We start from the raw sequence: 11968 nt of genomic DNA on the forward strand, positions 1-11968 counted from the left end.
ATATATACTGATTTTCGACATAAACTATAAAGATATATATACACTAAAGAGGAAGATAGAGACATATAGGTGACTCGGATTATCCGGGACGCAAAGGGGGGAACAATGGAGATCAGGAGAGTGCAGGTAACCGGCGGGGCATCATTTGTCGTCACCCTGCCGAAGGCATGGGCTGATGAACAGAAAATCAAAAAGAACGATCCGGTCGGGCTCGAGGTTCAGCCGGACGGGGCGCTTCTCGTAACAAAGAAGATCACGGACGAGCCGGTCCAGCGGGTGAAGGTTATCGACAGCAAATCTTTCTCGGACCCGGCATTTCTCTTCCGGATGCTGATTGGCGCCTACATCACCGGATTTACGACGATCCGGCTCACCACAAAGGACAGGTTCCCCCCCTTTGTCCGCACCGTTGTCCGGGACTTCACCCAGATGACAATCGGCCAGGAGGTCGTTGAAGAGACGGCAACTTCGATCGCCATCAAGGACCTCCTCAACCCGGCCGAGATGCCGTTTGAGAATACCATCAGGAGGATGTACGTTGTTGCACGAGCCATGCACGAGGATGCCATCACGGCGCTTGAGACACAGAACAAGACCCTTGCCCATGATGTTATCAACCGGGACACGGATGCCGACCGGCTCAACTGGCTTGTTGCCCGGCAGACAAACATGATCATGCAGAACGCGTTGCTCTCGCGGAAGATGGCAATCTCGCCCTCCATGGTGATGCATTACTATATGCTGAGCCGGATCATCGAGCGGGTCGGCGACCACGCGGTCCGCATTGCCGAACACGCGCTCCCGATCATCGATGCCGACGTTGATAAAAAAGTCCTCGCGGCAATCCGCAAGGCCAGCGCCATGTCGCTTGAAACCTTCGACCGGAGCATTGTTTCGTTCTTCGAGGCCGACATGAAAGAGGCTCACCGGAATATCGAATCCATCAGTGCGCTCGAAAAGATCTGCGGGGACATCAACAACATGGTCCTGAAACTGGACACGCCGGTCGCGATCAACCTTGGCTATATCGCAGAGAGCATCCGGCGTTCAGGGGAATATGCCGGGGACATCTCGGAAACGGTCATCAACCTGCTGGTCGAGCACGAGCATGGCCCGCACAAGTCCCGTGCCGGGAAGTAATTTCCGTTTCCATTCTGCTGCCGCGGACAGGCGATCTCGTGACAGGCGACCTGATTGCCGCTGAGGCCATGGACTGTGCGGGCCGGTTCCCTGAGTATTACCGGCGCACTGCGCAACCGAACGAGCGGACTGCCCGGTTCATGGAACGCATTGGCAGGGAAACACTGAAATCCGAGCTGTTATCATTACTTCCCTGTATACCAGGTGAAATGGTGAGATGAGATGAAGATCACGGATGTAGCAAAGGTCGTGTCGGGCCCGAACCCGCACCATGTGGATGCACGAAAAGTATACGACTCCCCCCACGCGATGGCCGTCGTCATCACGCTCAAGCCCGGCGAGGCACTCAAAAAACACATCACCCCTGTCGATGTCTTCTTCTACGTGCTGGAAGGGACTGGTGTTGTCGAGATCGGGAGCGAGAAGCAGAGCGTGGGAAAAGACATGCTGGTCGAGAGCCCGGCAAAGATCCCGCACAAATGGACGAACGAGAGCAACGCGGTCTTCCGCGTGCTGGTCGTGAAAGTGCCCAAGCCCACGGAAGAGACGAAGCTGCTGTAAGCAGGGAACCAAACTCAGTAAGGCACACACAGATACCCAACGGTCTGCATGGTCGTCCCAAGGCGCGATCCTGGTGGAGGCGGACAGCGGCGGGGTATCATGGGGCTGCCGCCGGTATGGTGCGGCGATACGGTTTACGCTGCGGCGGGTAAACGTACAATAAAAGAAACTCTATCGTCACCCTTCAGATTTCGTTACCGGGAAACATATTTTTAAAAAGGAAAATCTGCCACAGGAATAGTATTTTCCCGGGTTTTTTCTGGAACATACTTAACTTTTCATAGGTCCGATCATGATTGGGTTTGAACATTTTTTTCCCGATCAAAACCGGATCTGAAAAAAGTTAACCAGATCTGAAAAATGAATCACAGAAAAAAATTGATATCCGGGCAAATTCTCATGAAGAATTCCGGTTCCACCGGCACATCCCCCGGATCACACATTCCCCGCACAGCGGCTTTTTCGCATCGCAGGTCACCCGCCCGTGCGCAATCAGGACATCGGTGAGGTCGCCCCAGTCCTTCTTTGGGAAGATCGCCATGAGATCGCGCTCGATGACTTCGACATTGTCCGTATCTGAAAACCCAATCCGCTGCGCCAGCCTTCGGACGTGGGTGTCGACCGCGATCCCCTCGTTCTTCCCCAGCGCATGGTAGAGCACGATGTTTGCGGTTTTCCGCCCAACACCCGGAATCGTAAGCAGTTCGTCCATCGTCTCCGGCACGCTGCCGCCGAACTGGTCGATCAGCGTCTGCGATGCGGCGATGATATTCTTTGCTTTCGCGTGATAGTACCCGAGGCTGTGGATGATCGTCTCCACGTCTCCGGCCTTCGCCTTTGCGAGTTTCGCGGGCGTCGGGTACTGTGAGAAGAGGGCGGGCTTTACCTTCAGGACAGCCTTGTCTGTTGTCTGGGCCGAGAGGATGGTGAGGACGATGACCTCGAACGGGGAGCCGCGACAGATCTTGCCGGCAGGTTCGCGGGCATCCGGATAGCGTTTTAAAAGAGCGGCATAGATCCGGGCTGCATCCTGCTTTCTCATGACAAATGGGGTAGGGCGGATTCGAACCGCCGTCAAAGCGTCCCAAACGCTCTAGGATGGACCAGGCTACCCTACTACCCCGTGCCATCATAGATGGGGCGGGGGAGTACAAAAAGGGTGGGGATGCGGTCGCTCACGCGCACTGCCCGGCATGCGTCCGGATCTGTTTGTGCTGCAAACAGCGTCTGCCGATACCGGCATTGAGAGATGCAGGCCATGGCACATCTGCATGTTGGTTAAAATATTTTAGCAATAAGCCAAAAAGTTTATACATAATGCACAATATATTGTGCATGTGATAGCATGAAACAGAAAACCCTTGTCATCGGCAGCAGCCTTGCTGTCGGGATAATCGCCGTCATCATCTGTGTCGGCATGGTCTCCGGATCCCCGGCTGAAAAGCCGTTCATTTCCGTTGACACGGTGAGCGACAGGAACATCGGCGACCAGTTCGTCATAACAGGGAACACCAGCCTTCCGGCCGGCAGCGAGATAATGATTGAAATCTATCCTGCTTCGCTGGACCGCAGCATCGGTATCATCTTCGATCAGGAGACCGGCGTTGCGTCAATGGTGGGAACTGCTGAAACGACAGGAGTGCTAACCGTAGGAAACAATCCCACCGGCATTGCAGCATGGTCATTTCCGGTCAACACCACGCCATTCGTACGCGGGGATTATAAGGTCGTGGCAACAGCCATCGCGAATGGGAAACCCGGCGGTCTTTCCGCGGAAACGCAGTTTGTCATGCATAAGAGTGCCGCAGGGACCGGACAGTATATCCGGATCGACCCCATTGCCGATATGACAACCGGGAACCTCCTGATCATCACGGGATCGACCGATCTTCCGGAAGGGACCATCCTGATGGTGCGGACGCAGGGATCTGCGGGGGATGCCATGGTCCGCAGGGGCAGCAATGGCACCAACCAGTTCTTTGTGCCGGTTGATACATCCATCATAAAACCCGGAAAGAAGACGATCTCGATCACCCAGATGACCGGTGATCCGGCTCAGGGAACCTATCACCCGGGAGATGTCACGGCAACCACGAATTTCACGTTGTCGGGCAATTACCTTGGTTCGGAAACCCCGGTGAAGCCGGCACTCTCGCAGGACGATTATATCCACCTGGACAAAATCGTCAACCGCTCGGCCGGGAACCTGTTCCTTGTCACCGGGACAACGAGCCTTCCGGTCGGAACGGAGGTCCTCTGGCAGGTGACACCAACGGCCCTCTCGACTGATCCCAACCAGACCGGGACGTTCTCGGGCATGATGGCGAATTCTCAGGTGACACGGGGCCAGGGCATGGCGAACCGGGTCACCTTTGCCATGGACAGCTATGCGCTCCAGCCGGCGGAGTACAATGTCTCCGTTTCGATCAGTGCCGGCGATCTCGATGCAGGGGATTTCCGGCCGGGCGAACTCTCTGCCTCCCGGTTCTTCACCCTGAACGCAGGCGCGGGGACCGGAAATGGTATGGAGTACATCAGCGTTGACCCGGTCAGCGATAAAAACCAGGGAGACAAGTTCACCATCACCGGTACGACCAGCCTCCCGGCAGGAAAAGAGCTCCAGGTGGAGGTCTACGCCTCATCCTTCGAGAGCCATATGAGCGATACCGGGGAGTTCAGCGGCGCTGTCGGGGGAGTTGACGTTGTTGCCGGGACCGGGGGGATCAATACCTGGTCCATGGACCTTGACACAACGTCATTTGTACCCATGGAATATCTCGTGAACGTATCCGTATTCACGGGAGATGTAAGCAAAGGTGATTTCTCCACGAGCGGCCCGGTCGGCAGGACAACCTTCATGCTCCACCCGGCACCAGCAACGTCGGCATCCCCGGGCCCGGCCCGTGCGGTTGCAGGAGGGATCCTTATCGATCCCATCCGTGATACGCCCCGGGGGTCGCTCCTTGCAGTCTCCGGAAAGACCAATCTCTCAGCCGGTACGGATCTCCTGGTACGAATCGTCCCGGCCTCCATGGCCGGCGGGCAGATGACCGGCGATTTCCAGAGAACGGAGAATTCAGCCGTGACAGCCGTGACCAGAGGGACCGGCGAGAATAACCTCTTCTCGGTATCGCTTGACACGCGGCTCCTCTCCCCTGCTGAACATATCGTTATCATTGCCCCGGCAGAAGGCAGGACAACCGGCACCGGCCCGGAGAACGGAAGTCTCACCAGCTCAGCGATCTTCAACATCCTCGCAGCTCCGGCGGGCACCGGTTCCCCCGCCAGTACGCCGGGTATCTTCATCAATCCCATCGGCGACGTTATGGCGGGTGACGGCATGGTGGTCTCCGGAACCACTAACGTTCCTCCGGGAACGAAGTTCCTTGTCAGCGTCATTCCGGAATCATTGGACGAGGCGACCGTACAGCAGAATATCGCTAACCCGAAATTCAGCGCAACGGTATCTGCCGTCAAGGGTTCGACGGATTCAAGTATCTTTTCCGTGAAGGTAGCGACAAAAAACCTCTCACCGGGACAGTACATCCTGTTTGTCTCCGCTGAGAACTACGAGATCACCGGGTCTGCCCTGTTCAGCGTGAAGTAGGTCATCATGCATACAACGCGAAGACATCCGTCAATTTTTGCCGGGTGCAGGAAAACACCGAAAAATCCGCAGCGTGCGGGAACCGATTCATCGAAAAAGTACCTGTTTGTCATAATCCGGGACAGGATCCGGCAGTTGTTCTCTGCTCCGGGAAAGAAAGATCCCCGGCAAACCAGAAAGGAGAGGTTATGAGCCCGGCTCCGAACGCCAGGTCCATTGCCTGCCTTGTGCTGCTTATTGTTATCGCACTCATCGCATTCGCCGGATGCACGGATTCCGCGGGCGAACAGGGAGGTCAGGGGACGCCGGCAACAACCGGGGTGAATGATAATCATCATGCCGTGACAGAAGCCATCACCGTAAAAACACCGTCAGCGCAGAAAACCGCTCAGCCGATGCCGACACCGGGTTCATCCACCGGTGTCATACGGATCGATGCCATCAGCGGGAAAACCACCGGTGAAAAATTTACTCTCACGGGAACAACCAGCCTTCCCGAAGAGACAAACATATTTCTGCAGATTATGCCGGACACCGGAACACCGCCAACGGGTCTCGATCCGGACTCGATGATGAGTGTCGGGGGTAATTACCGGGTAACGAAAGGGGAGGGGACCATGAACCGGATTGCCCTGTCAGTTGACCTTGGCCAGCTGATCCCGGGGAACTATGTTGCAATCGTGGGAAAGATGAAAGGGGATCCGGGATCCGCGCCGGTCTTTGAGATAGACAAGGATTACGGGTACGCATACTTCACGCTGAAATAAACCCGGCAGCGAAAGAATTGCCCGGCATCTCCTCTGTGCAGGAAAACCAGGAATGAGAATGCCAGATGCAGGAAAAACCATGACCACACCATCGCGAAGATCTGTCGTACTGGCATCCCTTGTCCTTCTCCTTTTGATTGCAGCCCTCGGAATTTCCGGTTGCACGGATGCTTCCCGGGATACCGTTTACCCGGCCGGGGCTCCCGGAGAAACACCGCAGGAGAGTACGGCTGCTGCCGGAACCACCGGAACTGCGGCCGGTGTTCCGGTTCACGCAACAACGGTTCAGCACACACCTGCACCGGATGCTTCCGCCCCGTACATCACCTTCGATCCCATCAGCGGAAAGAACATTGGCGACCTGCTGGTCTTCTCCGGCACAACGAACCTGCCGGAGAAGACCGCAGTGTACCTGTACCGGACCTTCGGGAGTACGGGAGAAGAGAAACTGGTCTCCAACCGCGAAGTCTTTGCCGGACCGGACGGAACTAACCGGTGGAGGTTTGTTTCCGATTCCAGCGGGTTTGATCCGGGCTTGTATTCCGTGACGGTCACGACCGGAGAAAAAGACGTGAAAGGATCCGCACAGTTCACCCTGTCGGGGACATCGCTCCGCCCAGAGAGCGTGATATATTATTCCGGGACAAAGAAGTCATCAACCGGCACGCCCGCGATCACGGTGAATCCCATCGCAGACCATATGCAGGGCGACATCTTCCTCATCACCGGCACGTCCGGCCTTGAAGAAGGAACGCTCCTGTTGTGCGACATCCATCCGGTCTACTTTGACGACGCATCAAAGAGACCCGCAACAGTGTATAACGGCCCTTCGGGTACTGCCGGAGACACCATCGTGGTCCGGGGAACGGGAGGGCTCAACACGTGGTCGTTTGCCCTGGACACCCGTGCGTTCGAGAAGACGGATTATGTCGTGAACATCACAACGGTCAGTGAGGATTTTACGATCCGCGAGATTGTCGGAAAAGCACAATTCGCCCTCAAGTAACAGGAGTCCCAGGGAATGAAACCTGATGTATTTAACATCGTTGCAATAATCGCGATCCTTATCACGGTTCTTATCTCCGGGTGTACAGGTGAGAATCCCCCAATTACCGGGTCAGGAAGTATGGCCGCAACACAGCAGGTGACCCAGGCTACAATACGCCAGACTATATTAGTAACTCCCGTACCAACAATGCCCGGCTGCGCCTACCCTCCGCTGAACCCCTGGACGTGGGTGCCGGAATCGTACGAGCCGGTGACAACAACGAAGATTCCACCTGAACCCGGTGCAATGGTCAGCAAGGCAGACCTTTTCGGTACGCCGTCCCTTAAATGGGAAGAATATGCATATTTCCAGAAGATCCGCAGCCTTCCCGATTCACAGGGAATATCGAGAATGGAAAAAACCCGAAAGATGCATCAGGGCCGGCCCGCAATCCATGAAAATCATACGTATTTCCTTCTAATAGAAGGCATGTCAGAAGAGCTTGCCGATACAACGATGGATGACATGTACTATGATGAGTACGGAAATATGATTTCCATGCACCGTCGGGTTATCAGGAACGGAGAGTTTCTTGAAGATGCAGACAGACCTCCGGTGAATATGAGCAGGGGGACACCGGACTGTTCCGGAACTGTCTTCGCTCTCCGGTACACGTTCGTAGGGAAGGATCCGGTTACCGTCCCGGCAGGGCACTACCCGGACGCAATGAAATATACCCGGAAGGATATCGATGAGTCCTTCCCGGGAAAAGAGACGCTCCTCACGTACTGGATTGACCCAGCTGTTCCTGAACCGGTAAAAATTGTGATCGATGATCCCGGGGAAGGATTGCTTTTCACGTATGAATTACGAGGCTGGGGATAGGGAACGACTTCCTTGGCACGGGACTTTTCCAATATCTATTGACAATGATAAAAATTTTTAACCCGATGCACAAAAAACATTACATGTGATCCGAATGAGGAAGAGTTACCTGAAATATGCCGGCATTGTTTCTGCTATCATACTGGCGATCATGTTCGCAGGTATCCTCATGACCGGATCCTTCACTATCTTTCCTGCCGTAACTGTCGATCCCATTCCGGACCATGCAGCGGGGGATCTTGTCATCATCACGGGGACAACAAACCTGAAGGAAAATACCCGGCTGGAACTGGAGATCACTTCTGCGTCTCCCCTTCCCGAAAGAGAATCGCGTGTTGGGGCTACGGACGCATATATCGTCAGGAGCGGCGGGATGACGAATACCTGGTCGGGTGCGCTCGATACTTCGGCGATCCCGCCGGGGGAATACCGGGTGAAAGCCTATCCCCTGAATACCGTCAATGTCTCTTACAGCAGGGGGGACCTTCTCGCAACATCCCGCTTCACGCTGACAAACGCCACACCGGATCCGGACAGGATCACACGACGGGGTGAGCAGCATGAGATTGAGTTCATAAAAATCGATCATATCGGAACCATCTTCCGCGGAGAGAAGATCCTTGTTACCGGGACAACGAACCTCCCGGCAGAGACTGAATTATTGTATATCGTGATCCCGCGATCCAATACCTCTGTCCTGAAGATCGACCCGAAGACCGGAATGCGGGAGGTCCAGCAGGGTTTCACACGATCAGGCCTGACACCGGTCCTGGCAGGAGCGTACGAAGGCAACCACTGGTCGTTTGCCATCGACACCACGGAGTTCATCCAGGACGAGTACGAGATTATCGTAACAACGGACTCGGTCAGCTCGGACAAGATCGGCAAGGAAGGAACTTTTAGAACGACATCCATGACCGTGTTGGAAGCGGATCTCAGTCTTCCACCCTTGCCGGGGCCTGCAGCCGGCTCCTGCCAGATCATCAGGATCGATCCCATCCCTAATGTTCCGACCGGCAAGATCTGGACAATAACGGGAACCACAAGCCTGCAGCCCGGAACGGAACTGCTGATGCAGGTCCTTCCCGTTGAATTTGATATTGGTATAAACCCGGCGACCGGGAATATTTCAGGGGCACTGAACGGGGCGATGGGCACTACGGAGGTGGTTCCGGGATCCGGCGGGAACAACACCTGGTCCCTGGAGATGGATCCATCCCGGCTCCCACCAAACGAATATCTCGTGAATGTCAGCAACGACCGGATCGATTCCCGGACCTATGAGACCCGGTACGGGAACGCATACTGTTCCCGGCGAATCACCATCACGGGAGACACCGCATGATCAAAAAGAAGTATCTTTTATTTGCCGGGGTCCTGTCGGCAATTATCCTGACCGGCATGTTCCTTGTCATCATCGTGACCGCATTCTTCCCGTCGCTCTTTCTGCCGGCCATTGCAATCGACCCGGTAACGAACGCAAATATCGACACTCACAACCGGCTGGTCCTGACGGGCACGACCACCCTGTCCGACATGAACCAGATTCACCTCACTATCGTCCGCAGGTCCCCGGGGCCGGTGCAGGGTGCCGGGTCACCGGCTACAGAAGTGCGGGGATTTGCCCGGTTGCTGTCAGATACCGGGGAACGAAATCCCTGGAAGGGATATGCCGATATCTCATCGCTGGACCCGGGAGACTATCTCATCACGTTTGTGACAGTCACGTATTCGGAAAACTTCACGAAACGGACGGAGAGCGAACCTCTCGCCACGCTCCCGTTCACCCTGGGAGATGAAAGAGCCGGTCCCGGGAGCCTGCGAAAGAACGTCATTGCAGATATTCCCTTCAAACGGATCAATACACCCAATGCAACAGAATATCAGGGAACGCAGGATTACATCACCATCGATACCTTTCCTGAAATTCAGACCGATGATGTCTACACCCTCTCCGGGACAACCAGTCTCCCGCCGGGCGAGGAACTGATGGTCGAGGTCCTGCCGTATGTTTCCGGCGCGGGAATCGATCTTGTCATCGACCCAAAAAGCCAGTCCCAGATGACCGGGATCTTTTCATCGGTAGTCGGCATGGTGTCCGTTTCGGACGGGAGTTATGGCCCGGACTACTGGACATTCGAGCTGGAGACTTACCTGCTGGCACCGGGACAGTACATCATGAAGGTCAGTAACAATGAGTATAATCAGGCGAACATGACAAAACCTGCCGGTGGACTCTCCTCTTCCCGGGTATTCACCGTAACGGAGCGATCATCATGAAACGCACCACCTATCTTGCCGCATCCCTCATCGTGGCCAGCATGGTTGCCGCGATGGTCGGGTGGTCGATGGCTGCCGGCAATTTCCTTGTTGTGGTCATCGCCATCCCGCTTGGTATTATTGTCGTTCTTGCCTGCCGGGCCCAAGTCGATGTTGTCATGGCAGACGAACGGGAGACAAGGATCCGGAGCAAAGCCGCACTCCGCACGCTTGAGGTCCTCACGATTGGCGGGGCCATCGCCGCGGTCATCCTTTATTCCTATGTAGTAAGCGTCCCGCTCGCCCCGGTTATTACCGGAAAACTGGTTATCCATGACGATGGCAGACAATCCATGACCATCGCCGAGTACCAGCCGGGGAGCGTCCCGGGCCCGGATACCCTGGTCCGGTCAACAACCATTGATGACCTGAACTCCATGAACGAGAGCGAGGCAAGAACCTATTGCACGTACGTACGGGAAGGATTTCGGGAGAATGAGGAGCGCGGTCTTGCCGGACTGACGCTTGGTTTCACCCTTGCGGTGATGCTCGCAGTCTTCGGAGCGTTTTATCTTTATTACGGCAGAAAGTACTAACCACAAGGCTTGTCATGAAGAACCGGATCAGGGTACTGCGGGCCGAACACGAGATGACCCAGGAGCAGCTCGCCGAGCTTGTCGGGGTCACCCGCAATACCATCATCTCTATCGAAAAGGACAAGTACTGTCCTTCGTTGAAACTTGGCTACCGGATCGCCCGTATCTTCAACGTGGACATCAACGAAGTGTTCACGTACGAAGAGGAGAAAGACGGGCCCGCATCAGAAGAGGAATAGGGACCTGAAGATCGCTTTTAAAAAGGATATTACACCGGCAGCGCCTTCTTCTTTGCGTCCGAGACTACCGTGCCCCGGAACTTCCCTTTCAGGATCGCCTCGGCAAGATTCTCGGGTTTGCGGCCGTCGATGACGATGAGCGGGATCCCGCTCCTCTCCACTACGCGGGCCGCTACAATGTCGAGCACGTTGTTGGAGCCGGCGCCAAGTGCGGTCTTGCCCACGATCTCCAGCAGTTTCTGTGGCGTGATCGCATCGAACCGGGTTGCCTTCGGGTTCTTCTTCGGGTCTTCGGAATAGATCCCGTCAACGGAAGTAGCGTTGATAAACGCCGTTGCGCCCACCCGCTCGGCAAGGACGGCTGCAACGGCATCGGTGGTCTGGCCCGGGGTGATGCCCCCCATCACCACGATCTTGCCGTGCTCGGAAAATTTCTTCGCCTCAGCGTGGCTCTCGGCAACCTTCGGGTACGCAGCATCGCCCAGCGCCGCGATGAGCATGGTGGCATTGAGCCGGGTGATCAGGATGCCTATCTCGTCAGAGGTGCCCTCATCGATCCCCAGCTCGCGGGCGATACCAATGTACCGCCGGGCCTCGCCGCCGCCACCAACCACAACGAAAAGCCGGCTCTTCTTTGCGATCTTCTGCAGCACCGGGACATATTCACGGATCGTGTGGTTTTCCAGCGACGGGATGAGGATCGAGCCTCCCAGCGAGATGACAACCTTCTTCATTGCACTAGTTTTTGTACCGGGTGCTCATAAAGAGTTATTTGCTATGTTGTACTGTCCCCGCTGCAAAAGCCGGGAAGTGTTCCCGGAAACAGGAGGGTATATCGGTTCAATCTACATCTGCAAGGATTGCGGGTACCGCGGGTCGTTCGTGCTTGAAGTCGATTCGCCGGAAGGCATTAAGGATGTTGAAAG

12 protein-coding genes and 1 tRNA gene are annotated in these 11968 nt (G+C 55.5%); 10 read left to right on the forward strand and 3 right to left on the reverse strand.

Annotated elements, in window-relative coordinates; all coding sequences use genetic code 11:
- Positions 1 to 105: 105 nt before the first annotated feature.
- Together METFOR_RS10185 and METFOR_RS10190 are read left to right on the forward strand one after the other, a co-directional pair.
- Entirely contained in the window at positions 106 to 1140 is a 1035-nt protein-coding gene (locus METFOR_RS10185) for a phosphate uptake regulator PhoU (RefSeq protein WP_015286054.1), read from the forward strand.
- A gap of 222 nt (positions 1141 to 1362) precedes the next feature.
- Positions 1363 to 1701, forward strand: coding sequence for a cupin domain-containing protein (locus tag METFOR_RS10190; RefSeq protein WP_015286055.1), 339 nt, complete (start codon positions 1363 to 1365; stop codon positions 1699 to 1701).
- 397 nt (positions 1702 to 2098) lie between these two features.
- Here METFOR_RS10190 and nth read toward each other — a convergent pair whose 3' ends face one another.
- Together nth and METFOR_RS10200 are read right to left on the reverse strand one after the other, a co-directional pair.
- Complete coding sequence (gene nth, locus METFOR_RS10195) at positions 2099 to 2743, reverse strand: endonuclease III (protein ID WP_015286056.1); 645 nt, start codon at positions 2741 to 2743, stop codon at positions 2099 to 2101.
- A 6-nt stretch (positions 2744 to 2749) separates the two neighbouring features.
- Positions 2750 to 2824 (reverse strand) — tRNA-Pro (locus tag METFOR_RS10200).
- Positions 2825 to 3046: 222 nt separating this feature from the next.
- Between METFOR_RS10200 and METFOR_RS10205 the strand changes: the two genes are divergently transcribed.
- The 8 genes from METFOR_RS10205 (at position 3047) to METFOR_RS10240 (ending at position 11042) form a co-directional block, all read left to right on the forward strand.
- Positions 3047 to 5308: a hypothetical protein gene (locus tag METFOR_RS10205; protein WP_015286057.1), complete on the forward strand. Its 2262-nt coding sequence runs from the start codon at positions 3047 to 3049 to the stop codon at positions 5306 to 5308.
- A 188-nt stretch (positions 5309 to 5496) separates the two neighbouring features.
- The gene (locus METFOR_RS10210) at positions 5497 to 6075 is read left to right on the forward strand and encodes a hypothetical protein (protein ID WP_015286058.1); all 579 of its coding nucleotides are present in this window, start codon (positions 5497 to 5499) and stop codon (positions 6073 to 6075) included.
- Positions 6076 to 6127: 52 nt separating this feature from the next.
- Complete coding sequence (locus METFOR_RS10215) at positions 6128 to 7081, forward strand: hypothetical protein (RefSeq protein WP_148277665.1); 954 nt, start codon at positions 6128 to 6130, stop codon at positions 7079 to 7081.
- Between the two features lie 15 nt (positions 7082 to 7096).
- A complete protein-coding gene (locus METFOR_RS10220; protein ID WP_015286060.1) occupies positions 7097 to 7948 on the forward strand; it encodes a hypothetical protein in 852 nt (283 codons plus the stop codon).
- 85 nt (positions 7949 to 8033) lie between these two features.
- Positions 8034 to 9293, forward strand: coding sequence for a hypothetical protein (locus tag METFOR_RS10225; RefSeq protein WP_148277666.1), 1260 nt, complete (start codon positions 8034 to 8036; stop codon positions 9291 to 9293).
- Positions 9290 to 10228, forward strand: coding sequence for a hypothetical protein (locus tag METFOR_RS10230; RefSeq protein WP_015286062.1), 939 nt, complete (start codon positions 9290 to 9292; stop codon positions 10226 to 10228). The genes METFOR_RS10225 and METFOR_RS10230 overlap by 4 nt, the downstream gene beginning before the upstream one ends.
- Positions 10225 to 10803, forward strand: a complete 579-nt coding sequence (locus tag METFOR_RS10235; RefSeq protein ID WP_015286063.1) for a DUF2178 domain-containing protein — start codon at positions 10225 to 10227, stop codon at positions 10801 to 10803. The genes METFOR_RS10230 and METFOR_RS10235 overlap by 4 nt, the downstream gene beginning before the upstream one ends.
- Positions 10804 to 10817: 14 nt before the next feature.
- Entirely contained in the window at positions 10818 to 11042 is a 225-nt protein-coding gene (locus METFOR_RS10240; protein ID WP_015286064.1) for a helix-turn-helix transcriptional regulator, read from the forward strand.
- Positions 11043 to 11071: 29 nt separating this feature from the next.
- Here the strand turns inward: METFOR_RS10240 and pyrH are convergent, their stop codons facing one another.
- Entirely contained in the window at positions 11072 to 11776 is a 705-nt protein-coding gene (pyrH, locus tag METFOR_RS10245) for a UMP kinase (protein ID WP_015286065.1), read from the reverse strand.
- Positions 11777 to 11968 lie beyond the last annotated feature (192 nt).

Source organism: Methanoregula formicica SMSP (genome assembly GCF_000327485.1).
Classification (GTDB): Archaea; Halobacteriota; Methanomicrobia; order Methanomicrobiales; family Methanospirillaceae; genus Methanoregula; species Methanoregula formicica.

Excerpts from the sequence above, each read along its gene's own strand:
- METFOR_RS10185 (WP_015286054.1), top strand. The coding sequence starts at position 106 with ATGGAGATCAGGAGAGTGCAGGTAACCGGCGGGGCATCATTTGTCGTC.
- METFOR_RS10190 (WP_015286055.1), top strand. The coding sequence starts at position 1,363 with ATGAAGATCACGGATGTAGCAAAGGTCGTGTCGGGCCCGAACCCGCAC.
- nth (WP_015286056.1), bottom strand. The coding sequence starts at position 2,743 with ATGAGAAAGCAGGATGCAGCCCGGATCTATGCCGCTCTTTTAAAACGC.
- METFOR_RS10205 (WP_015286057.1), top strand. The coding sequence starts at position 3,047 with ATGAAACAGAAAACCCTTGTCATCGGCAGCAGCCTTGCTGTCGGGATA.
- METFOR_RS10210 (WP_015286058.1), top strand. The coding sequence starts at position 5,497 with ATGAGCCCGGCTCCGAACGCCAGGTCCATTGCCTGCCTTGTGCTGCTT.
- METFOR_RS10215 (WP_148277665.1), top strand. The coding sequence starts at position 6,128 with ATGAGAATGCCAGATGCAGGAAAAACCATGACCACACCATCGCGAAGA.
- METFOR_RS10220 (WP_015286060.1), top strand. The coding sequence starts at position 7,097 with ATGAAACCTGATGTATTTAACATCGTTGCAATAATCGCGATCCTTATC.
- METFOR_RS10230 (WP_015286062.1), top strand. The coding sequence starts at position 9,290 with ATGATCAAAAAGAAGTATCTTTTATTTGCCGGGGTCCTGTCGGCAATT.
- METFOR_RS10235 (WP_015286063.1), top strand. The coding sequence starts at position 10,225 with ATGAAACGCACCACCTATCTTGCCGCATCCCTCATCGTGGCCAGCATG.
- METFOR_RS10240 (WP_015286064.1), top strand. The coding sequence starts at position 10,818 with ATGAAGAACCGGATCAGGGTACTGCGGGCCGAACACGAGATGACCCAG.
- pyrH (WP_015286065.1), bottom strand. The coding sequence starts at position 11,776 with ATGAAGAAGGTTGTCATCTCGCTGGGAGGCTCGATCCTCATCCCGTCG.